Below are 21,130 nucleotides of genomic sequence, written 5' to 3' on the forward strand. Positions count from 1 at the left end.
ATGGCCTCTCTTACGAAGGACCAACAACAGATAGTCGACCAGGGGACTCTTTCTGAAATCAACGGGTGGCATCACCTCAAAGTGAAGGGAAATCCGTATGAGATCGGTTTCCAACATGGCTACCTCTTAGCGCCGCAATACAAGGATGCTCTGCGAACATACACGGCAATGACTCTCGAATGCTTCGGCATGGAATATTCCTTCTTTGTCGAGGCAGCGACCCGTATGCATAAGGACAAAGTTCCCGCCTACCTGATGGAAGAACTGCGAGGACTTGCCGAGGGGTTCACAGCTGCTGGCGTTTCCACCACTGTTGATGACCTCTTAGGTTGGAATGCGTGGATGGAACTCACCGATTACTGGTGGCCCACAGTTGCTGAAAAGTATTCCAAGAATCCTCCAAAAGGACCACGGGGCTCGCATTGTTCAGGCCTGGTAGCCACCGGCTCAGCCACACCCGATGGGAAGGTGGTTTTAGCCCATGAGAGCTTTGACGAGTTCTGGTCCGGGCAGTACTTCAACGTCGTTCTCGATATCACGCCTGATGATGGCAACAGAATCGTCATGCAGACTGTTGCCGGGTATCTGGCGTCAATGACCGACTACTATGTGACATCTGCTGGCTTGGCCATTACGGAGACCACTTTGGCTGGATTCCGAGGGTACGACGAAAAACGAGTCCCCGAATATGTCAGGGCCAGAAACGCAGCTCAGTTCGGAAATGACATTGACCACTGGGTTGAGTTGATGAACAAGGACAACAACGGTGGGTATGCAAATACGTGGCTGCTGGCTGATGCCAACACGGGAGAGATTGCCCGCTACGAAGAGGGCCTGATCTACCAGAAGTTGGATCGCACCAAGGATGGAACGTTCTTTGGATGCAACGCTGCTTTCGACCCGCGTATCCGCAATCTTGAGTGTGCTGATGTCGGCTTTAATGACCCACGCCAGCAAACTGGTGCCCGCAGGCAGCGGTTTATGCAACTGCTTGAGCAGTACCACGGGAAGATTGATGTGGAGATGGCCAAGAAAATCTTGGCTGACACGTATGATCCTTACTTGGGCTATCAGAACCCTTCATCGAGAGGAATCTGTTCTCACTACGACGTGGACCCGCAATATTATGCGGATGACCCAACTGCAGTGTGGAATGTGCCGTTCTATCCGGCCGGATCGGTTGACGGTAAGGCCGTGGGTGCTAAAGAAATTCTCGCGATGCAGATGTGGGGTCGTTACGGCCGCGCTGACGGAGTGGAATTCGATGCGGATGAGTTCCTTCGCGAGCATCCACTGTGGAATTGGCAGGAAGGTTACCTGAAGACGCGTCCTTCCCAGCCGTGGACGCTTTTTGTCTAGATTATTCATTCATTTCACCACGTACAGTGTTACGTTACTGTACACGGGGCCGTATACAGCTCCGTGTACAGTTTCATGACCCCGTACGCGGACAACATGCAAAGAACGAGGGAAACACATGGAACTTTCACTTGCCGACCTAGCACATATGCGGTCAGAATACGAAAAGAAAACAGCGCAACACGTTGCGCAGCGTGCCGTCACCAAGAACGGGATCCTAGAATCAACCCAAAACATTGAAGTTATTGAGGCAAATCCTTTTGTCTTTTCTGTCGATGTGGATTCTGAGGCGGTTGCTAATCAGAACCAAAGCGGCAGATGTTGGATGTTTGCCTGCCTTAACCTACTGCGCCTCCACATTGAAAAATCGTTGAAACTACCTCATGGCTCATTCCAACTGTCACAGAACTACACGTTCTTTTACGACAAGATTGAAAAATCGAACTTTTTTCATCAGGCAATTATTGACACAGCTTTGGATGAACTCTCCGACCGTAAAGTGACTTTCCTCTTGCAAACCCCTCAACAAGATGGGGGAGACTGGGACATTATCACCGCGATTGTCAAGAAATATGGCGTCATCCCGAAGACCGCAATGGAGGAAACATCCGCCAGCATCAACTCGGCCGAGTTAGACACGGTCCTCAATCGTAAGCTGCGCCAAGATGCACTGGAACTGAGAGATCTGGTTCGCAAGCAAGCACCTGATGAAGATATCACTGCAACACGTAAACGAATGCTGGGTGAGGTTTACCAGATTGTTTCTGTAGCTTTGGGTACCCCACCTGAAACCATTGACTTTGAGTATCGGGACACCGATAAGGCGTACCACGCAGACTTTGGTCTCACCCCCAAAGAGTTCTACGACAAGTATGTTCCTATTGATTTGGACGACTACATTGGTGTCATCAATGTTCCCATTGACTCAATGCCCTACGGCAAGGTGTACGGCATTGACTTGTCCAACGAAATCATCAAGGGACGCCCCAACCGGTACCTGAATGTCGACATGGAGACACTGAAGAACCTGGCGATTCAGCAGCTCAAAGATGGAGAACCCGTGTGGTTTGGCTGTGACGTGCTGCAATCATCTGACATTCATAAGGGCGTCATGGCCATGGGACTCTACGGGCTTGAGGAAGCCTTCGGTATCAAATTTACTATGGACAAGGGGCAGCGTTTTCTCAGCCGCGAGAGCCTACCTACCCACGCGATGATGCTTGGTGGTGTGGACCTTGTTGATGGTAAACCAGTGCGTTGGAAAGTGGAGAACAGTTGGGGCGCTGATGTTAACGGCAAGAAGGTCGGTAATAATGGCTACTTTGTCATGTCGGATGATTGGATGGACCAGTACACGTTCGAGGTGGCTATCCGTAAGGACCTACTCAGTCCCGAGCTGCAAAAAGCGCTGGACAGTGAACCTGAAATGATGCCGTACTGGACCACATTCAATCCGCTTCTCTAAGCACACCCCCCGCCTATCACAGTGTCATAATTCCCGTGGCAGTGGGAAATATGCCGCCGGGACACTGTTTTATTTGGGGGCATACAATCACATCGAAACCAGTCGGCGAAGGGATTGCAGGAGGCCAGGGAACACCATCAGTGTATTCCCTGGCCATTTGCGGTCAGTCGGTCTTCATAAGGAGGACAGTGGCAGTGGCACTGCACGCTTGTCCGCGGCCAACCTCTGCAATGCCGTCGTGTGATCGCCCCTTGATGGAAATACGGTCAAGGGGCACATCAAGGGCAGCTGCAACTGCCTCGCGAATAGCACTCATGTAGGGGCGAAGCCTAGTCGTTCCCAAGGTAACGAATGCATCAATGTTGACTATTTCGTATCCCTGAGCGCGCATATACCCGGAAAACTCAGTGACGAAATTCAGGCTCCGCGCGTTTTCAGAAGCGGGGTCATCTTCTGGATAGTGCGTGCCTAAATCTCCGTCAGCCATAGCACCTGCGATCGCGTCAATGATTGCGTGCGAAAGCACATCGCCGTCGCTATGAGTACGAAAGCACATCGCCGTCGCTATGAGTACGAAAGCCTCTCTTAGCAGAATCAATCAGCACTCCACCAAGACACAGGGGTTCGCCGTCGAAGAGTGCGTGGATGTCGTGTCCGTGGCCGATTCGTAACGGCGGAATATCAAGCATCCAGTTCTCCAAGTCTAAGTTGTGCACAAGGGGCTACGTGTTGCGCAGCTTCAAGGTACCACTGGAGGACGATTCTTCCACTGCGCATCGGGCTATTTTGAAGTATTTCCCTGGGTACATGGCTCCCGCTGATTTGTGAGAGGCCCCGTTTCGGTAACGACGAGGAAGGGAGGATGTGTGCGTCGACATGCATTCATGGGTAGAGCAGTAGCGACATGTGTTGCGGTGTGGTCTCTTGTTGCGTGCGCTGATAGCAGCGACGATCTTGGTTCAAAGGTTATCTATCCACCGAACCCCAAGACCTATGAGTTAGCTGTCAACGTACCCCCTGAATTAACAGAACAAGAGATGTTCGTTCACTTCTCCCATTCAAAAAGCATGACGTTTATGGGTGCGGCCGCCTTATGGATACAGTCGGGATACCAGGACCAGAGAGCAGAAGAGACAGTTCAGGAGGTCCTTGAATCTGGACTAATCCTCACCCCAGATCTTGTCCGTCCCCTAACAGACGTGTTAGATGCTTACTCAAGCGAGGGCCTGCCTATGCGTTCGGTTCAGCAGGTCCTTTCCTGGGAGCCAGCAACAGTGAGGGGGGAAGACTCACTTACTGCCATTGCCTGGCAGTACTGTTTCCCGCCTCAACGTGGTCAAAGCCAAGCTGACACCGAGAGCGAAGAATGCATACTCATCGGCCTTGTCTCTACCGGCAAAGACGAAGGATGGGCAATCCACTCTGTGAGTCGGTTACCTTAGCCGCTGACGTCGACATATAGTGAAATACCATGTCGCATGACGGCAGGATACTTCCGGATCGTAGATAGCTCACCTTAAAACGGCGTAGAAATCGCACAATCGGCAATATGCTGCCGTAATGCAGAATTGAAGGGTAGGGTGTAAAGGAATAGGGCATAATCGGTAGTATTGTGCCGGAAGGGGATGTGGTGGTGAGTTCTGAAGAGATAGGCCGTGCCATTGCCGCTGCCCGCAAACGCGAACACCTTACGCAAGAAGAACTGGCCGCTCTCAGCGGTATCAGCGAAAGAACCCTCCGTAATATCGAAAACGGGACTGGCCGCACCTCATTGGAGACAGTACTTCGAGTTGCCGGGTCTGTTGGTGTGTCAATACGGCTCGAGGATTAATAATGGAACGATCCCAGCTACGTTTCGTCGCCGACGCCGACGTGTATAAGCAGGGTGCGCTTGCGGCAACGCTGCATCGCGATGAGGGCGGCACCACGACTTTTGTCTACGATGATGACTATGTGGGACGAGGCGGCGCCCCGGTTGCGCTATCGCTTCGGATAGGGGACACTCCTGTTGTCACACCCAGTGGTGGATTGCCGCCTTTTTTTGCAGGGCTTTTACCAGAGGGATTCCGACTTTCTCAGCTCATCAAGGATGTCAAGACAAGTCCGGATGACGAACTATCATTACTTCTGGCGGTTGGTCAGGATACGCCAGGGGATGTTCAGGTTGTTCCACACGGTGCTCCTTTGACGGCGGCAGCCCCGCTAGTCAATGCAGATGAACCACTGGACTTCTCATCACTGCATCTGTCTGCTGACACGTCGGCGCTTCCCGGAGTGCAAGCAAAAGCCAGTTCACAAATGGTTACGTTACCGACAACCAGTCGCGGCGCGTCGGCGATCTTGAAACTCACGCCAAAAGATTATCCGCGCCTGGTACACAATGAAGCCATCCATTTATCTGCGGCTAAGCACCTGGGTTTTCCTGTAGCGCAGGCGCATATTGTGCATGACAAAAGAGGTGAGGCGGGGTTGCTGGTTCGCCGCTTTGATCGACATGTCGATAACGGTGTCGAGCATAGACTGCCGCTTGAGGATGCCGGTCAGATCATGGGGATTGTTCCCGCGCAAAAATACAGCGTGAATACTGAAGAGCTAATCCTCGCTGTAGCTAATGTTGCGGCTGCCTCAGAAGCGGCAAAGCTGGCACTCTACACACAGTTCGTATTTTCTTGGTTGACTGGAAATGGGGACCTCCATGCCAAGAATGTCTCTTTGCTGCAGACGCGGGGAAGGTGGCAAGTGTCTCCACTCTATGATGTGGTCTGCACTCTTCTCTATGGTGATGACACTATGGCTCTGCCTGTAGATGGTCGCACCAAGAACCTGCGCCGTCGCCACTGGGACAATCTTGCTGACGCGATATCCCTTCCACCGAGAGCCCGCGATCGCGCCATTACAAGGGCGCTCAGAGCTACAAGTCAGGTCAATCTTGAGGACGTTGGTATTACAGGCTCACCGCTGAATGGGACTCTCAGAGAGCTCAGATATCGCCGGTCTGAAATAGCCTAGGTTAATGGGCCATGAGGCCGTGACAGGTGGTTCTTTCGTAGTGCACTCGGTTGCCGAAATCGTGCAAGATATGGAGTCGGCTGGCGATTAGGTGCCAGTACCACTGGGTGAGCGCCGCTATTCGGGAAAACTCAGTTTGCGTCTTACTCCTGAACAGCACCGAAGGGTCGCCGTGCAAGCCGCGCAGCAAAACGTCTCCATCAATCGGTATATTGCAGCCCGCGTATATCCCCATGAGGAAGGGACATCGATCTTCAGTGACTGAACCATAGCGTGGCTGATTACGGGGTGTCAATATTCAATTGTACCTTCTCTGTAGGTATAAAATCCTAAACATACCGACTCGTTATGTCTATATAAATACGCATAGATACCGGGAGGTGTAGATGGCTGGATATCGAATTGACGCGCAGCTATACTCTTGGGTTCTCAGTCCAGCTTTTGATATCACCTCCAACCTTGGCCTTGCGCGATATCGGCCAAATTGTGGGAGTGCCCTACCAGAGGGCGGGACAATTCACCGAGAGATAGCCATATCCCCTTATGGTCGCATGGGTTGGGTGAGGTGCAACGGCTGAATGTTTGCTACTGGGTTGGTGTGAGTGTCCCTAGGAGTAGGTAGCGGGCGTTGTCGTATTCGTAGGTGCAGGTGGATAACAGGAGGTATTTGGTGTGAAGCGGTCCAGGTTTTGTTCCATCCTGACAGTAGCGCAACATGGACAAACGTCCTATAAAACACCCCGGCCCAGATTGTCTCTAGTTTGCAGGAAAGACAATCGCAAAGACTGTGACATGCACCATGTGGTTGGTGGTGGTTGAGTGTCTGCAGGAATGAGGTAAACGAACATCAAAAATCTTGGCGGTAGGTAAGGGTTCGCTGTCCCTATATGGCCATATTGCCATGAGTGAGGAATCCGCTCGGAAGAAAATGATGGGCGGAACGTAAATTTTCGGGCAAAGAAAAAGGCACCCACGCCATAGTGTGAGTGCCCTATTCTCTTTGAGGAAGACTATGCAGGACGAACAACCCGCTCGCTCTTAATGCACTTGGTGCAAGCGTTAATGTGGGTGCTAGTTCCGTCAACAACAGCGCGAACACGCTGAATATTGGGGTTGAAACGGCGATTGGTGCGCACGTGCGAGTGCGAAACCTGCTTGCCGAACTGGGGGGTCTTCCCACAGATGTCGCAAACCGATGACATGAAGCCCTCCTTGAACTGGCCTATCTGAGACAACTACAACAGGCTAACCGATAAACCCGCATAACTGCAATGAGATAGCTGTCGTGTTCAGCACACTTGTCGGTATTCACCTCTACAATCAGGGGTGGAGGTTAACCCATGACGACTGTGCACGACCCGCTACTGACCCCAGTAAAACACAGAGTCACGCCTGCTGCTGCGCGGCGCTTGAAAGACCTGGGTATCGAAACGGTGGGTGACGCGCTTCGTTATGCGCCGCGGCGCTACTACCACTGGGGGAAGCTCACGGGGCTTGCCGGGCTTAGCGAAGGTGAAGACGTCACAGTATTGGCTCAGGTAGTCTCAGCGAATCTCATCCGCAACAGGTCAGGAAATGGTGTACGCCTAGTTGTCATCATCACTGATGGAATGTCGCGCTTGACGTGTACATTCTTCGCCAAAAAAGAGTATGCGCTGTCGCGGCACAGGAAGCTGCTGCAACCAGGTGAGACCTTTCTCTTTGCAGGGAAAGTCAGTGCCTATCAGGGGGACCTGCAACTAGTACAACCCCAGTTCGAAGAGATAGAGTCCGACAGTCCAGAAGCCATTGAAAGAAAAAGCGGCGCCCCCATTCCCATCTATCCGGCAAAAGGCGGCACACCCTCCTGGAAGATCCGTGCCCTCATCAACTCTATCCTTGAAGGAATCAACTGGGATGCAGTCCCAGAAACCGTCCCAGAAGACGTCAGGAATCAGCACAGACTCTTGCCAATCTCACGTGCTTTTCAGTTGCTGCACAACCCCCATGATGACACTGACTGGCGTGAAGCAAAGAGAACTCTGGCATGGCGCGAAGCTTTAGAACTACAAACCGCGCTGCTACTACCCAGAATCACAGGAGAGAATAAATCCAGGGCTTTGGTCGATACCACGGGGCTGGTATCTACAGTCATTGATTCCCTGCCTTTTACCCTGACTCGTGGTCAGCATGACGCGTGGCAGGCGATAGCCGCTGACATGGCACGCGAAGAATCCATGCAAAGACTGCTACAGGCAGACGTCGGGGCCGGTAAAACAGTGATAGCGCTCTTGGCGATGCTGCGGGCGGTTGAAAATGGGGGACAGGCAGCGCTCCTTGCTCCCACTGAGGTACTGGCGCGCCAACATTTTCTCTCCCTGCAACGATTGCTGGGGGACGAACAACTGAATGTGCCACTCCATCTACTGACTTCCTCCGTCTCTGCGGGGACACGCAGCGAAATACTCTCACGGCTAGCCGCGGGGGAACCAGGTATTGCGGTTGGCACCCATGCGCTGATCCAAGACGACGTAGAGATACCGCGTCTCGACGTGCTGGTGGTTGATGAACAGCACCGTTTCGGCGTTGCCCAGCGGGACAAGCTCAGAGAAGGCCGCGACACCACACCCCACCTGCTCGTCATGACAGCCACCCCGATTCCCCGCACCATCGCTATGACAGTATTCGGTGACTTGGACACCACCGCAATGACCGACATGCCGCCAGGAAGGACGCCAGTAGCGACCCACGTGGTGAGCGCAGCCAATAAGGCTTGGATGGATCGCATATGGCAGCGCGCCAAAGAAGAAATTGATAAAGGTGGTCGCGTCTACATGGTGTGTTCGCGCATTGATGATGAGGACGACTCGAACCTTCCATCAATCGAAAGCATGCAAAGCTACCTGCAACAGGTCCCCGACCTAGCTGGGGTGACGGTGGGGATCGCTCACGGCAATCAAAAGCCAGAAGACAATGCCCGCGCTCTTGACGCATTCGCCCGGGGGGAAGCCCCACTACTGCTCGCTACCACGGTTGTCGAAGTAGGTGTTGACGTGCCAGAAGCAACCATGATGGTGGTGATGGGGGCAGAACAGTTTGGCCTATCCCAGCTACACCAGTTACGCGGCAGGGTGGGGCGCTCTGACCGGGCCAGCATATGTTTGCTGGTACATATGGATGGCCCCTCACCTGTGGCATTAGAACGGCTCCAGGCTATGGAAACCTTCAGTGATGGTTTCGCACTGGCTGAGGCGGACCTGCGTTTGCGCAGTGAAGGTGACGTGCTGGGCCGCAGACAGTCAGGCCATGCAAGTTCCCTGCAATTCTTGTCTGTTCGCCGTGACGCGGCAATCATTACGGCGGCTAGAACCGCAGCAATGCAAATATTGCAGGCTGACCCCCACTTGAAAGATCATCCTGGGTTGGCACACTCTGTGCAGGAACGCGCCGGGGAAGAACTCATGTGGTTGGAGAGGAACTAACCCGACTGCGGCGCAATGCGGGAAGAAACTTCGATGCTGAATAGGCAAGCAAAACTGCGATCGCGATGGCAGTGAATTGTGGCCCAAAAGTGATGCCTGCGATGGTGACTGCGGACGCTGGAAACCACCCAGAGGCGACACTGCCAACAGCGCCCTTGGACACCATACTCAACTCTGGCACGTGGATGAGGCTGCCCAAAGGCCCCATTTCCGCCTTCTTCAACGCTAGGTTGCCTCGCGATACAAAAATATAGATGGGCGTAAGGACCGCGCTCAGACACCACCACAGGGTGGTCTGAGGGTTGAACAGGCAGAGCAGTAACGCCAAAGAGACAACTTGAGGAAAGAGCGTCTGAGAAAAGAGCGTGCACTCAGTGGCGTGACGGGTCACGGGAGTGAGGAAGGCTCTAAGGGCTGGTGCCTCCAAATAGTCACTCCATAGGCGAAGGCTGCGCATCGACAAGACAATGGCGGAAGCCAAGGCCAATGCTGGAGCAATACTGGCACCCAAGAGCGCCGGTGAAGATAGCGTGGCGGCACTGAGAAGCAAAGCCGCCGGCCACTGGGCTGTGATCGAGCGCAGAGACAGAATAGAAAACAGTGACCAAGCACGTTTTCCCCAATGCGGAAAACGTGGAAGACTGCCGCGCTGACGTAGATCAGAAAGAGCTTGCAGTGCCGTCGTGTCCAACATGGTGATGCCCATTGTCAGAGAAGACACGTTCGCCTCCGCATAGGTCAGATTCCACTTCGGCGTCCAGCGGGATAGGTGGAAAAGCCCGCGCATCGACCACACAACTGCCGCTAAAGCCGCGACTGCGCCGAGAGCTATGCTTTCCGATGCTCCTAAACCCAAAGAATAAGCAAGCAGGGCCGGTAAAGGGCTAAGCAACGCGAATCTAGTCAGGTCTTGTTGGGGACTTCCCTTCGTGGTCCTTTGTAATAGCCCGGTGTAGAGACACAGGAGTGCAGCCGCGCCTACGGTAACGCCAAGAATTACTGCGATTGTTTTGGTTTCCCAGTCCACCTCATAGAGGACGATAGCCTCAAGAGAGCCAACAACCGCGCATAATCCAACAACAATCAATGCTGTGATACCAAGAGTGCCCCACTGTCTGCACAAGGGACGCCAACTAAGAGTCGGCACGGATGCACGCCTGGGCCCAGAAAAACTCACAAGGGTCATGGACATTGCGACGGTGAGGGTACTGACCAGATAGAGGAAGAGCCGCTGGGTGGATAGGGAGGGGATACTGGCGGAAAGGTTCGGCGCCGCCCACTGGCAAAAGCCAATCCACATGGAACCAAAGATCAGCACCAGAATTGCGTTATACCAAATGTCAAGAAGTTGTTCAGACCTCATAGCGTCTCTATGTCTACGACGTCAGTTAAGGCCTCTTTCAGCAGGTCAGGGACGTGCGTTGCGATGATAGCTGCGCGCTCACCTATCTCGCTTTGTAGGTAGCGGCCAGTATCCCTTGGTGCTCCTCATCCAGTCCAGACTCAGGTTCGTCCAGAAGAAGTACCCGCCAGGGACGGACCAAGGTTGACGCCAGGTTTGCACGTTGACGTTGCCCAGTGCTGAGAGTTGCGGGGATACGATAGGCCAAATGTTCGATGTCAAAAAGCTCCAAAGCGCGCTGACATTCCTTCACCGGGGCGAAGAGACGAAAATGGTCCCATACAGTCAAACCGCGCAGCCAGATTGACTGGTCTAGGACAGAACATACAAGATCGCGGTGCCTGGTGGATGCTAGAGGAGTTTCAACGCCGTCAATACGGAAAGATTCATACTCCATGGGCTGGAAGCCAGCAAAACCACGCAGCAAAGTAGATTTCCCAGCCCGGTTTCTCCCACTAGGGCAGTGACCGATCCGGCAGAGGCCGACAGCGAAAAATCGTCAATGATGATGGTTTTGCCGTACTTCATTGTGATGCCCTGAGCGCTGAGGACATGAGAGGAATGGGAAGCAGAATCCATGGAAGTAATCGTATAGTTCTTAGAGGTCCAGGTGGCTTTCATGCGTACTAGTGATATTGGCGAGTAGAATATGTGCGGTGACACGAGTGATAGCAGGAACCGCTAAAGGGCGCGTTCTCAAAGTGCCGAAAACGGGGACCCGGCCCACCTCGTCAAAAATGCGCGAAGCACTCTTTTCCAAACTGGAAAGCTGGGGAGTGGTGCAGGGGGCGCGGGTGCTGGATCTTTTTGCGGGCTCTGGAGCATTGGCTATCGAGGCACTTTCCCGCGGAGCCGCAAGCGCATCCCTAGTCGAGATTTCCAGGCAAAGCGCGCGGATCGTCAAAGATAATCTGCAGCTGTGTGGGATGAATGCGCGCGTAAGTGTCATGGACGCAGCTAAGTTTACCTCCGATGAGGTATTTGACCTGGTGTTTCTTGACCCACCATATGATTGGCCCGAATCTCAGTGGCAGTTGGTTTTCGATCACCTACTGGGGATGGTTTCTCCCGATGCGGTCATTGTTGCGGAACGTTCCAGACGCTCTGAAGTGTTAGAGCTTCCTGATGGGCTGGAAATAGAGCAAAGTCGGACATTTGGAGACTCGGCGCTCTACTTCATCGCACCGGTGCGCTCAGAGACATAGACTCAACCTATGACGACGGCAATCATCCCAGGATCTTTTGATCCTCCCACGGTGGGTCACCTTGCGGTGATTGAGATTGCTCAACGGTGCTTTGATCGCGTTGTCGTGGCAGTGGGTGTGAATCCAGCCAAGCATACGTGGTTTTCCGCTCTTGAACGTGTGGAGATGATCCTGGAAAGCACCAGCGGTGTTGAGGTCGTTGAATTCGATGGCCTTCTGGCCGATACTGCGGGCAATGTGGGGGCGGACTGCATAGTTAAGGGCCTGCGAGGGGCAGGGGACTTGGAATATGAGCAAGGGCAGGCATGGGCTAACGGGGAATTAGGGGCACCGCCCACTCTTTTCTTGCCGACAGACCCGTCCCTAGCGTACATATCGTCCTCGCTTGTTAAAGACATGTGCAGATTGGGGATTGACGTGAGCGCTTATGTTCCGCCAGCAACAGCGCAGCGACTACTACTAAGAGGAGAAGAGAATGCCTGAAAGATACGAACCTGAACTTTCAGACCAGAGTGAAGAGTCAATGCCAGAAGAATCCGTGTATGGGCCTTCTGTTCTTATTGCGGCCCTTGATCAGTTAGAGGTGATGACAGAAGAGGCTCGTTCGGTGCCACTGTCACCTAACATCATCCTCAACAAGGCCGGAGTGCTGGATCTGATTGCTCAGGCGCGGGAGGCTCTTCCTGAAGACTTGGTCGCTGCAGACGCAGTTGTTGCCGACGCGGACGCTGTTTTGGACCGCGCCGATGCAGCCGCAGAGGTCACTGTCGCTGAAGCGAATGCTAAAGCAAAAGCCCTTTTGGACGAGGCGCGGGAAAAGGTGGACTCTATGTTGCGTGAGGCTTCGGAAGAGTCTGACCGACGTGTTGCACGCGCACAAGAGGAAGCTTCACAGATTCGCACGCGCACAGAAGAAGACGTTGCCCGTCAACTGGCCCAGGCCAAAGAACAAGCCGCTGCAATGGTTGCGCAAGAAACAGTTCTGCGCACAGCGCAAGACCAGGCACGTGAAGTGGTTCAGCGGGCGCGCTCCGAAGCTGCTGACCTGCGTTTAGGGGCAGACGACTATGCGGCAACGGCACTGTCGCAGGTCGCTCAAGTACTTTCTGATCTATCTAGGCGCACAGAAGCAGGACGCAGAACGATCGCTGAACGTTCCGGCTTTGACGCTCCCGATGTAGACTTCCGTCCGTGACGACTACAGAATCATTACAGATTTCCTTGGCTCAGCTGCCTCACGCAGTTGGGTCCTACCGGGAGTACCACATCAACTGGATAGTGCCTGCTGGATGGTCAACGGAAGTGTTGACCCTGCCGCAGGGCACTGAGGTGCCCATCGATGTGAAACTGACAACCGTTGATGACGGTGTACTGGTGCAGGTCGAAAGCCACGGAGAGCTCTTGGGCGACTGTGTGCGCTGCTTGGACCCGCTAACTGAACCGTGGACAGTAGACACGGCCGATGTTTACTTTGAAGAGACAGCGGTCAGCGACCTTATTGTCGATGGGGATGTCGACATGGAGGGGCAGCCCCAAGATCAGCCGCGGGTTATTGTCCGGGACGAGATAGACCTTGAGCCGATGCTCAGAGACACGATTTTAGCAGCGGCCACACTGACGCCTCTGTGTGAACCGGACTGCCTGGGCTTGTGCGCCACTTGCGGTGAGAAACTTGCGGATCTTCCGGCCGATCACGCCCATGAAGACATCGACCCCAGGTTGGCGGTTTTGCGTACGTTGTTGGAGCCTGCTGATGAGTAGGGGAGATCGCGGTCCAAAGAATGCTGATGTGGAAGAGCTCAGCCGCAACTGGGGTGTCCACATTGATGGCGAATTGTTGGTTCTGGCCCTCACCCATAGGTCATTTGCCAACGAAATGGGTGGCCTGCCCCACAATGAGCGCCTAGAGTTTCTTGGTGATTCGGTGTTGTCCATCGTTGTGACAGATTTTCTTTTCCACCGTTTCCCAGATAGTCCCGAAAGCGAATTGGCGAAAATGCGCTCTGCCACCGTGTCTCAAACGCCTTTGGCGGAAATGGCACGCAGGATTGGGCTGGGTGATTTTATCCTTTTGGGCGTGGGAGAAAACAAGATGGGAGGGCGTGACAAAGACTCGATTCTCTCCGATACTCTGGAGGCTCTGATAGGCGCGACGTATCTGTCGGAAGGAATGGAGACGACTCGCGCTGTTGTTCTTGAGCTTTTGGGACCACTGCTGGACGACGTAGAAAACCGCGGTAAGACCATGGATTGGAAGACTCCTCTGATGGAGTACGCACAGTCCAAAAATGTCGACGTCGTATACCAGGTGCAGGGTAGTGGACCTGACCATGCCCGCATGTATGATGCTGAAGTCCTTGTCAATGGCCAGGTGCTGGGAAGCGCTCAGTCTTCATCGAAGCGACATGCTGAAAATCTGGCGGCCAAGGAAGCATTAGATTCTTTGGGCTATGCCTGAACTTCCAGAAGTCGAGACTATTCGGCGCGGCCTAGAAAAACACTCACGTGGGCGCAGCGTTGCTCAAGCCCATGTTGATGGCAGTCGCATGTTTCGACATAATCCACATGGAAGTGCCGACGTTGTTGATCTTGCAGTTTCCCGTCAGATTGAGGGTATCGGGCGGCGAGGAAAATACATGTGGCTTGAGTTTGTTGGCACAGAGCAAGTTCTAGTGGTGCATCTAGGGATGAGTGGCAAGGTTTTGGCTGACAGTGGCCTTCACACTGCACCGAATAAACATGAACATTTACGCCTTGAACTCGATGATAGGACAACTCTGCGGTTTGTTGACCCCCGCACCTTTGGACATCTCAGCGTGTCAAGGAAGGAACGCGACATTCCTGTATTGATTGACCATATTGCGCCTGATCCTTTCGAAAAATCGTTTGACCCAGCTCAAGTGGCGCAGAAAATGCATTCATCGGCACGTCCTATCAAGATCATGTTGCTAGATCAGGAACTAGTGTCAGGCATCGGTAACATTTATGCGGACGAAGCCCTCTTTCGTGCACGTATTCCCGGATATATGCGCGGAATGGAACTTGCACTTGAGGATATTGAGAATATTGTGATTTCTGCGCGTGAGGTTATGGGGGAGGCAATAGCCGTAGGCGGAACATCTTTTGATGCCCTATACGTTGATGCGCAAGGAAATCCAGGATATTTTGCCCGCTCGTTGTTGGCTTATGGCAGGATAGGACAGGACTGTCTCCGGTGTGGAACGCCTATAGAACGGATGGTTATTGGAGGGCGCTCCCATTTCTATTGCCGCGCATGCCAGACTAAGCCGGTACACTAAGAGAGGTTCGCGTGCCAAAGACAGTGGAGGTGGGCAAACGTGAGTGAACGCATTCGCGTAATGATCGTTGACGACCATGAGATTGTTCGGCGAGGCATTGCAGAGATTGTAGATCGTGATGACGATTTTGAAGTTGTTGCTGAAGCAGGGTCTGTCGAGGACGCAATTCGTCGCGCCGAATTAGTGAAGCCAGATGTGATGCTGGTTGACCTACAGCTCCCTGACGGGACAGGCATTGATATTATGCGTTCGGTTGGACAGTCAGATCCATCAATCAAAGCCATAGTTCTCACGTCCTTCGACGATGACGGGGCTCTGACTGAAGCTCTCGAAGTGGGTGCGCGCGCATACATTTTGAAGACAGTGCGGGGCGGAGAAATCAACGACGTCATACGGGCTGTTGCTGAGGGCCGAGTACTCCTCGACGAGAGAACAATGACTAGGCGTTTTCCCGATGGGGAAAATCCAACCGCGTCGCTGACCCCTTCGGAGCGTAAAGTTCTTGAGCTCATTGGCGACGGCATGTCGAATCGCGAGATTGGCGAAAACCTAGGGATCGCCGAAAAAACCGTGAAGAACCACATCACTTCCCTTTTGGCAAAGATGGGATTGCAGCGCCGGACCCAGGTGGCAGCGTGGGTGGCGGCGCAGCGCGCCGCCGCTTGGCGTAACGGCTAATGCAGCTCTAGAGGAACGCTCCACACCACTGAGGTTCCAATACCGCGAGGTCCAGCGCCAACCCCAAAACTACCCCCGTGCATTCGGGCACGGGTAGCCATATTCGCCAACCCGGAAGCTCGCTTCTCCGTAGGGTCGACTCCCACGCCGTCATCTGTTACTGAGATGGCAAGTTCCCCAGTGAGCCCATGTCCAGATACGGCCACTTCTATTTTCACCAGGCGCGCATGGGCGTGTCTGGCAACATTTGAAAGTCCTTCACGCACCATAGCCACAGCGTCGTCTGCTATGGACTGGTCGATGCGCGCAGAAAGCTCATCAATGATGTCTCGAGCGTTGGGCGCAGAAGGATCGATGATCTGACCGTCCAACTCGAACAGTAAGGACGGAGCAAAACCCAATACTTGCCGAGAACGGGACGCTTCCCGTTCCATTCGCTCAGCAAAGGGAGCACAAATGTCGGATTCTTTCAGGTCATGGACGATTGCACGAATCTGTCTGACGGCCTCCTCCAAGCTGGCCATCGCGTCTACAAGGCCCTCGGTGAGGGCACGCCCAGACATCGCTCCGGTAGCTGACCCCTCGCGCAAAACCTCAAGTTTCATCCCGGTCGCAAACAGCTGTTGCACTGCAAAATCGTGAAGGTCGCGGCTGATGCGTGCACGGTCTTCTAACAGGACTGCTAATGACCGCGAATGCCGGGCGCTTGCCACCTCAAGGGCCAAAGATGTCTGTGACGCAAATGCTTCCGTGAGGGGGAGATCATCAGGGGCAAAGGGCTCACGTCCGCGTCTTCTGAGGAGGACAATGGCACCGTCCACGGAGTCGCGGGACGTAATCGGGGCAACAACCAGGGGACCATAGGCTGCCAGGGCTACGTGATCACCCAGCCTGGAAGTGGCATCAATTCCTGCCACCATGCCCTGCCTTCCCGCGCGTACTTGTGAAAAGCCAGGAGCAGAGGGGAATATCAGACCCACCAGGGATTGAGCGCCCTCACCTGCAGCAATCTCACATGCCCATTCCTCACCTATGGAGGGAAGAAAAATAAGTGCCGCGTCCGCTCCGGCGGCGCTGCGAGCTGCCTCAGCAACATGGTCTAGTGCTTCCTCTTCGTCAGCACCTGCAAGAAGGGCATCAATGAGAGTTCGTGATGCCATGATCCATCGGGCTCGACGACGCGAAGAAGCGGCTTTTCTTTGAAAACGCAGCGCGCCGAAGGCAACGCGGGACAGAAGAGAAACCATGTCGAGACTCTGGCGGTCAGGTTCCGTGTCCCACGCTAGGCAAAGATACACGCGCGTGTCACCGTATTCGTCGATGACTTCAACGCGAGAGGGCATATGCGTGCTCTGGCTCCATGCGGAGGCAAGATCCGTAGCTGCGGACGGAGACGACAATGCCGTCGAGGCCTCGTCATGAGCATGGTCAACAGCATCAATTTGGAGAGAAGATCCATTTTGACTGATGACCGCTGCCTTTTGCGCGCAGCAAATACGTCCAGAAAGCTCAACGAGACGGTCAACAACCTGGTTGTAGGAGATGAGAAGTTCTCGTGGCCCGAAACTCACGCGCAGAGCATCTTGCGACGGTTCTGGAGTTGCGCCGTAGGGGAGTGGCGCTGCTGCCTCTAGCAAGAAACCTAAGAGAAGCCGGAGGTCTGCATCGTGGGCTTTCTGGGTCATGATTCCGCACCTAGAGCATGTCGATAGTAGTGGGAGCGGGCAACGAGTTCAGCGTGGGTTCCTGAATCGCTCACACGTGCCACATTATCTCCATTCATCACAAGAATCTGGTCGACGCTATCGAGCTCGGAGAGCCGATGCGTCACTATGAGGATACCGCGGCCAGAGCCGCTGCCTTCCAAGAGCCGAGTGAGAATCTGCGCTGACGTGTGAGCGTCGAGATGCTCACCGGGTTCGTCGAGCAGCATGAGAGGAGCGGGAGCAGCTAGCGCCCGCGCCAAGAGGAGCCTGCGCCGCTCGCCACCAGAAATGCTGGTACCACCTGTTCCCAGCTGCGTGTCCATTCCATGAGGAAGTGCCTTTAACCAATCAGCCAAGCCGACGGCTTCCAGTAGTTCTGCGGCTTTTTCTGGTTCCAACGCAGCATTGGCAACACGAAGATTCTCATACACCGTTGTCGCAAAAATATGTGCATCCTCAGTGGTTAAGGAGATGCGGGCAGTGAGTTCACTGCGGTCAGCCTGCCACGTTTCGGCCCCATTGATACTGGCGTGCCCCTCTTTCGGTGGCAGCATGCCTGCAAGAGTGTATAGCAAGGTGGTTTTGCCAATTCCTGATGGCCCAACAATCGCAATGCGTTTTCCGGGCGTCAGTTCAAGGTTGATACCTTCCGCAACCACCGGCCCTGACGGCCATCCCACAGCAAGGTCTTTCGCAGACAGCGCCGAAGAGGAGGTTTCTGGAACCGAATGGGTTGTGTCTTTTTCTGGCTCTGGGCCAAGGATATCGTCAATCCTTACAGCTGCCTGGGCTGAACGAACCAACTGTGCGGCAGCCGCACCGAGCTCCGCTGTCCCCTCGAATGCGGCCAAAGGGGTAAGAATGAGGACCGCGAACATGACTGCAGGGATAAAACTCAAACTGGCCGGTCCAGTGGCCACGAGGAATATACCAACAATCGCACAGCCCATAGCTAGTTTGTCTAGGGCAACGGCAAAGGCCGCTGGCCGAGCTGCCAGCGCACGTGCACGGTTGAGACGATCGGACGCCTGGTTGACTGCACCAATAGCATCGTCTAGTTTGCCGCTCACCTGAAGTTCATCTGCGCTCTCAATAACGTGATGACTGGCTATGGCCAGTTCTTTTTCGCTATCTTGCTGCGCGATTTCTCCTAGGCGAGTGGCCCTCATGGATAAGAGTGGGCCGACAACTCCCGACAGTACCAGCGAAAGCCCAAGAATAAGTGCTGCTGGGGGCCATACTAGAGCGAAACCGATGACAGTTCCCACGCCGACAATGCCAGTGACGCAACTGGGTAGCAGCGACTTGACTACCAGGTCGCCCACCTCGTCAACGTCGGCACCCGTTCGGGAAATCAAATCACCACGCTTCAAAGTAGCGACCCGGTCTGCTGGTCCATCCATGAGCGTGTCATAAATACCCAGGCGCAGAGAGTCCATTCCGCGCAAAGCCACGCTGTGAGATGCCAGCCGTTGCAGATAGCGAAAGAATGCTCGGAAGACACCGAACATACGGACGGCTGTTGCCGCAACGGCTAAGTCAAGAACAGGAGGCATTTGTGAGGCGCGAGTGATGAGCCATGCTGACGTAGCTGAAAGCCCTACAGCAGAGCCTAGCCCCATCACACCAAGAAACAATGAGAGCCAAAAACCTCTTTTGCTGATCTTGAGAAGGCCTAGAATCCTGCGCAGAGCGCGTCTCTCGTTTCGGGTAAGGAAGATAGTCATGAGTTTTCCTCCAGCAGACGAGAATCCAATAGGTCAAGGCGGTCGTCAGAAAGATCTTCGGGAGCCTCATTCACACTGAGCTGCGGGTATGCCTCAAGCTCGTCCTGAGTTGCAGGCCGTGTAGGAATCGGAATTACCAGGTCGGCGCTGTCTAGTACCGCTTGGCGGTGGGCAATCACAATAATTGTGGTGCCCCCATCGCGCAACATTTCAAGAACATGGACTATTTGTTCCTCGCTCATTGCGTCTAGGTGGGCGGTGGGCTCATCCAAGATCACATAAGGGGAGCGTTGTAATAATGCTTTTGTTAGCGCGAGGCGTTGGCGTTGTCCAACAGATAAACCAATACCTCCAGCGCCAATGAGAGTGTCCCAACCGCCTGGCAGTGTTTCTACGACGGCTGCGAAACCAGTGATCTCTGCTGCCTTATCGCGGTCAGAGGGATTAGCATCATTGCCAATGTTCTCAGTAACGCTTCCTGCCACGATCAGGGGTGATTGGGGCACCCATGAGACCTGTGACCACCATGTCTGCATGCGGGTATCAGCTAAATCTTGTGAGTCCAATAATACTGAGCCGCGGGTGGGTGTCTCTAACCCCAGTATGGTCATTGCAGTGGTTGTCTTTCCAACACCTGACGCGCCTGCCAGCGCGGTGATTTTTCCGCGGGGGATTGTGGCGCTGAGATTGTCTGGTGCCCATGCGCCGCGAGCTGCAACGCTCAAGGACTGGAGGTGGATGATTGGGGCAGTTGGAGCTGTGAGATCACCGCGGGGAGTTTCGGGCTGTTCTAGAATCGAAAAGCATTCTTCCGCAGCTGCGATGCCGTTTGCAGAGGCATGGAATTGGGCGCCGACTTGCCGCAAAGGCTCGTACACCTCAGGTGCAAGCATGATGATTGTCAGGCCGGTAAACAGATCGAGGTCTCCAGTAACCATGCGAAACCCTACAGAGACTGCGACTAAGGCAACCGAGAGAGTTGCCAGAAACTCCAGCACCCCGCCGGAAAGGAAGGCAATGCGCAGCGTTTGCATGGTCGTTTTCGTGCTTTGTTCAGAAATCTGTTCGAGGTGGCGGCGAGGCCCCTTTTCCCGGCCGAGAGCTTTGAGGGTCGGCAATCCCACCAACAAATCCAAAAGTTGTGAACCAAGCTGCTCCATTGCCAAAAGGCGCTTTCGCGACGCAGACTCGGTCATTTTGCCGATGAGGATCATGAATACGGGAATCAGAGGCACGGTGACGGCTGCAATGATGGCAGAGAGGGGATCGAGAATAAAGATTGTTACCAAAGTTGCTGGAGTAACTGTCATCATCATGACAAGCTGTGGCAGGTAGCGAACGAAATAGGGATCAAGATCGTCGAGGCCGCGAGTGACAAGAGTTGTTGTGTCTACACCATTGCGTGAACGCCAACGAGGCCCCAACCTGGCAGTCTTCGCTACCACTTGCTCTCTCAAGGTGGCAATCGTCTGGTCTGCAGCCTTATGGGCCCTTGACTCCCTCCAATAGAGCAGAAGCGCTCTAGCGACAAAGACAGCTGCCAGCCAGCCGAGTAGGGGAGCAATCTGAGAAAGCTCAGCACCATAGTTGACCACAGGTGAGACCGAAGCCGCGATCAAGAACGCCCCAGCAATAACTAGGAATGATACGAGTATCCCAAGAATGGCAATTTCTACGATATATCGGCGTGCTGCTTTCGCGTAACGGAGAAGCCGAGGATCTAATGGTCTCACGTATGTAGTCTCTCAGATAAGTAAACAGAGTGGGGACTTAGGCCGGGGGAGTGCGTAATGAAGGGCGCTGCCCAACTGATGTTAGA

Annotated in this window: 23 protein-coding genes; 13 read left to right on the forward strand and 10 right to left on the reverse strand. The window is 54.1% G+C overall.

Translation table 11 applies throughout. The features are described 5' to 3' along the window. Positions 1 to 1,359, forward strand: coding sequence for a C45 family autoproteolytic acyltransferase/hydolase (locus FYJ24_RS02500; protein WP_154543236.1), 1,359 nt, complete (start codon positions 1 to 3; stop codon positions 1,357 to 1,359). Positions 1,360 to 1,477: 118 nt separating this feature from the next. Then, positions 1,478 to 2,824 (forward strand): C1 family peptidase, encoded by a 1,347-nt coding sequence (locus FYJ24_RS02505; RefSeq protein WP_154543238.1) that lies wholly within the window; start codon positions 1,478 to 1,480, stop codon positions 2,822 to 2,824. Between the two features lie 163 nt (positions 2,825 to 2,987). Here FYJ24_RS02505 and FYJ24_RS02510 read toward each other — a convergent pair whose 3' ends face one another. Then, positions 2,988 to 3,350, reverse strand: coding sequence for a 2-C-methyl-D-erythritol 2,4-cyclodiphosphate synthase (locus tag FYJ24_RS02510; protein ID WP_318656473.1), 363 nt, complete (start codon positions 3,348 to 3,350; stop codon positions 2,988 to 2,990). A gap of 10 nt (positions 3,351 to 3,360) precedes the next feature. Further along, positions 3,361 to 3,513 (reverse strand): 2-C-methyl-D-erythritol 2,4-cyclodiphosphate synthase, encoded by a 153-nt coding sequence (locus tag FYJ24_RS13130; protein ID WP_154543242.1) that lies wholly within the window; start codon positions 3,511 to 3,513, stop codon positions 3,361 to 3,363. A 177-nt stretch (positions 3,514 to 3,690) separates the two neighbouring features. Between FYJ24_RS13130 and FYJ24_RS02520 the strand changes: the two genes are divergently transcribed. From FYJ24_RS02520 to FYJ24_RS02530, 3 genes are all read left to right on the forward strand, one after another. Further along, entirely contained in the window at positions 3,691 to 4,266 is a 576-nt protein-coding gene (locus tag FYJ24_RS02520) for a hypothetical protein (protein ID WP_154543244.1), read from the forward strand. A 191-nt stretch (positions 4,267 to 4,457) separates the two neighbouring features. Beyond that, complete coding sequence (locus tag FYJ24_RS02525) at positions 4,458 to 4,655, forward strand: helix-turn-helix transcriptional regulator (protein ID WP_206192450.1); 198 nt, start codon at positions 4,458 to 4,460, stop codon at positions 4,653 to 4,655. A gap of 2 nt (positions 4,656 to 4,657) precedes the next feature. After that, the gene (locus FYJ24_RS02530; protein ID WP_154543246.1) at positions 4,658 to 5,833 is read left to right on the forward strand and encodes a type II toxin-antitoxin system HipA family toxin; all 1,176 of its coding nucleotides are present in this window, start codon (positions 4,658 to 4,660) and stop codon (positions 5,831 to 5,833) included. 1 nt (position 5,834) lies between these two features. On the opposite strand, the gene FYJ24_RS13630 is transcribed toward FYJ24_RS02530, so the two are convergent. Both FYJ24_RS13630 and rpmB read right to left on the reverse strand, forming a co-directional pair. Then, the gene (locus tag FYJ24_RS13630; RefSeq protein ID WP_263970209.1) at positions 5,835 to 6,128 is read right to left on the reverse strand and encodes a hypothetical protein; all 294 of its coding nucleotides are present in this window, start codon (positions 6,126 to 6,128) and stop codon (positions 5,835 to 5,837) included. A 715-nt stretch (positions 6,129 to 6,843) separates the two neighbouring features. Beyond that, the gene (gene rpmB / locus FYJ24_RS02540) at positions 6,844 to 7,035 is read right to left on the reverse strand and encodes a 50S ribosomal protein L28 (RefSeq protein WP_154543248.1); all 192 of its coding nucleotides are present in this window, start codon (positions 7,033 to 7,035) and stop codon (positions 6,844 to 6,846) included. Positions 7,036 to 7,173: 138 nt separating this feature from the next. Between rpmB and FYJ24_RS02545 the strand changes: the two genes are divergently transcribed. Further along, complete coding sequence (locus tag FYJ24_RS02545; protein WP_154543250.1) at positions 7,174 to 9,294, forward strand: ATP-dependent DNA helicase RecG; 2,121 nt, start codon at positions 7,174 to 7,176, stop codon at positions 9,292 to 9,294. Here the strand turns inward: FYJ24_RS02545 and FYJ24_RS02550 are convergent. From FYJ24_RS02550 to FYJ24_RS12565, 3 genes are all read right to left on the reverse strand, one after another. Then, entirely contained in the window at positions 9,272 to 10,657 is a 1,386-nt protein-coding gene (locus tag FYJ24_RS02550) for a hypothetical protein (RefSeq protein WP_154543252.1), read from the reverse strand. The two genes, FYJ24_RS02545 and FYJ24_RS02550, sit on opposite strands and share 23 nt — an antisense overlap. Positions 10,658 to 10,739: 82 nt before the next feature. Continuing rightward, entirely contained in the window at positions 10,740 to 11,093 is a 354-nt protein-coding gene (locus FYJ24_RS02555) for an ATP-binding cassette domain-containing protein (protein WP_263970210.1), read from the reverse strand. After that, positions 11,048 to 11,317, reverse strand: a complete 270-nt coding sequence (locus FYJ24_RS12565; RefSeq protein WP_206192452.1) for a hypothetical protein — start codon at positions 11,315 to 11,317, stop codon at positions 11,048 to 11,050. The genes FYJ24_RS02555 and FYJ24_RS12565 overlap by 46 nt, the downstream gene beginning before the upstream one ends. A 35-nt stretch (positions 11,318 to 11,352) precedes the next feature. On the opposite strand from FYJ24_RS12565, the gene rsmD reads away from it, so the two are divergent. The 7 genes from rsmD to FYJ24_RS02590 are packed head-to-tail and all read left to right on the forward strand — an operon-like array spanning position 11,353 to position 15,878. Next, the gene (gene rsmD, locus FYJ24_RS02560) at positions 11,353 to 11,901 is read left to right on the forward strand and encodes a 16S rRNA (guanine(966)-N(2))-methyltransferase RsmD (RefSeq protein ID WP_318656474.1); all 549 of its coding nucleotides are present in this window, start codon (positions 11,353 to 11,355) and stop codon (positions 11,899 to 11,901) included. 9 nt (positions 11,902 to 11,910) lie between these two features. Continuing rightward, entirely contained in the window at positions 11,911 to 12,384 is a 474-nt protein-coding gene (gene coaD / locus FYJ24_RS02565) for a pantetheine-phosphate adenylyltransferase (protein ID WP_154543258.1), read from the forward strand. Further along, positions 12,377 to 13,096: a hypothetical protein gene (locus FYJ24_RS02570; RefSeq protein WP_154543260.1), complete on the forward strand. Its 720-nt coding sequence runs from the start codon at positions 12,377 to 12,379 to the stop codon at positions 13,094 to 13,096. Before coaD ends, FYJ24_RS02570 begins: the two co-directional genes overlap by 8 nt. Next, the gene (locus FYJ24_RS02575) at positions 13,093 to 13,662 is read left to right on the forward strand and encodes a YceD family protein (protein WP_154543262.1); all 570 of its coding nucleotides are present in this window, start codon (positions 13,093 to 13,095) and stop codon (positions 13,660 to 13,662) included. Before FYJ24_RS02570 ends, FYJ24_RS02575 begins: the two co-directional genes overlap by 4 nt. After that, positions 13,655 to 14,359, forward strand: a complete 705-nt coding sequence (gene rnc, locus FYJ24_RS02580; protein WP_154543264.1) for a ribonuclease III — start codon at positions 13,655 to 13,657, stop codon at positions 14,357 to 14,359. Before FYJ24_RS02575 ends, rnc begins: the two co-directional genes overlap by 8 nt. Beyond that, complete coding sequence (mutM, locus tag FYJ24_RS02585) at positions 14,352 to 15,200, forward strand: bifunctional DNA-formamidopyrimidine glycosylase/DNA-(apurinic or apyrimidinic site) lyase (RefSeq protein ID WP_154543266.1); 849 nt, start codon at positions 14,352 to 14,354, stop codon at positions 15,198 to 15,200. Before rnc ends, mutM begins: the two co-directional genes overlap by 8 nt. Before the next feature lie 60 nt (positions 15,201 to 15,260). Continuing rightward, the gene (locus FYJ24_RS02590) at positions 15,261 to 15,878 is read left to right on the forward strand and encodes a response regulator (protein ID WP_154543351.1); all 618 of its coding nucleotides are present in this window, start codon (positions 15,261 to 15,263) and stop codon (positions 15,876 to 15,878) included. On the opposite strand, the gene FYJ24_RS02595 is transcribed toward FYJ24_RS02590, so the two are convergent. The 3 genes from FYJ24_RS02595 to cydD are packed head-to-tail and all read right to left on the reverse strand — an operon-like array spanning position 15,875 to position 21,044. Then, complete coding sequence (locus FYJ24_RS02595) at positions 15,875 to 17,563, reverse strand: GAF domain-containing sensor histidine kinase (RefSeq protein ID WP_154543268.1); 1,689 nt, start codon at positions 17,561 to 17,563, stop codon at positions 15,875 to 15,877. The two genes, FYJ24_RS02590 and FYJ24_RS02595, sit on opposite strands and share 4 nt — an antisense overlap. Further along, on the reverse strand, positions 17,560 to 19,311 hold the full coding sequence (gene cydC, locus FYJ24_RS02600) for a thiol reductant ABC exporter subunit CydC (protein WP_154543270.1): 1,752 nt from the start codon (positions 19,309 to 19,311) through the stop codon (positions 17,560 to 17,562). The genes FYJ24_RS02595 and cydC overlap by 4 nt, the downstream gene beginning before the upstream one ends. Continuing rightward, entirely contained in the window at positions 19,308 to 21,044 is a 1,737-nt protein-coding gene (gene cydD, locus FYJ24_RS02605) for a thiol reductant ABC exporter subunit CydD (RefSeq protein WP_318656475.1), read from the reverse strand. The genes cydC and cydD overlap by 4 nt, the downstream gene beginning before the upstream one ends. Positions 21,045 to 21,130: the final 86 nt, after the last annotated feature.

This window comes from Scrofimicrobium canadense (genome assembly GCF_009696615.1).
In the GTDB taxonomy this organism is placed as follows: Bacteria; Actinomycetota; Actinomycetes; order Actinomycetales; family Actinomycetaceae; genus Scrofimicrobium; species Scrofimicrobium canadense.

Bases quoted from the DNA above. Each gene is read 5' to 3' on its own strand.
- FYJ24_RS02500 (WP_154543236.1), top strand. From the start codon at position 1: ATGGCCTCTCTTACGAAGGACCAACAACAGATAGTCGACCAGGGGACT.
- FYJ24_RS02505 (WP_154543238.1), top strand. From the start codon at position 1,478: ATGGAACTTTCACTTGCCGACCTAGCACATATGCGGTCAGAATACGAA.
- FYJ24_RS13130 (WP_154543242.1), bottom strand. From the start codon at position 3,513: ATGCTTGATATTCCGCCGTTACGAATCGGCCACGGACACGACATCCAC.
- FYJ24_RS02530 (WP_154543246.1), top strand. From the start codon at position 4,658: ATGGAACGATCCCAGCTACGTTTCGTCGCCGACGCCGACGTGTATAAG.
- rpmB (WP_154543248.1), bottom strand. From the start codon at position 7,035: ATGTCATCGGTTTGCGACATCTGTGGGAAGACCCCCCAGTTCGGCAAG.
- FYJ24_RS02545 (WP_154543250.1), top strand. From the start codon at position 7,174: ATGACGACTGTGCACGACCCGCTACTGACCCCAGTAAAACACAGAGTC.
- FYJ24_RS02550 (WP_154543252.1), bottom strand. From the start codon at position 10,657: ATGAGGTCTGAACAACTTCTTGACATTTGGTATAACGCAATTCTGGTG.
- FYJ24_RS02555 (WP_263970210.1), bottom strand. From the start codon at position 11,093: ATGGAGTATGAATCTTTCCGTATTGACGGCGTTGAAACTCCTCTAGCA.
- FYJ24_RS12565 (WP_206192452.1), bottom strand. From the start codon at position 11,317: ATGAAAGCCACCTGGACCTCTAAGAACTATACGATTACTTCCATGGAT.
- coaD (WP_154543258.1), top strand. From the start codon at position 11,911: ATGACGACGGCAATCATCCCAGGATCTTTTGATCCTCCCACGGTGGGT.
- FYJ24_RS02570 (WP_154543260.1), top strand. From the start codon at position 12,377: ATGCCTGAAAGATACGAACCTGAACTTTCAGACCAGAGTGAAGAGTCA.
- rnc (WP_154543264.1), top strand. From the start codon at position 13,655: ATGAGTAGGGGAGATCGCGGTCCAAAGAATGCTGATGTGGAAGAGCTC.
- mutM (WP_154543266.1), top strand. From the start codon at position 14,352: ATGCCTGAACTTCCAGAAGTCGAGACTATTCGGCGCGGCCTAGAAAAA.
- FYJ24_RS02590 (WP_154543351.1), top strand. From the start codon at position 15,261: ATGATCGTTGACGACCATGAGATTGTTCGGCGAGGCATTGCAGAGATT.
- FYJ24_RS02595 (WP_154543268.1), bottom strand. From the start codon at position 17,563: ATGACCCAGAAAGCCCACGATGCAGACCTCCGGCTTCTCTTAGGTTTC.
- cydC (WP_154543270.1), bottom strand. From the start codon at position 19,311: ATGACTATCTTCCTTACCCGAAACGAGAGACGCGCTCTGCGCAGGATT.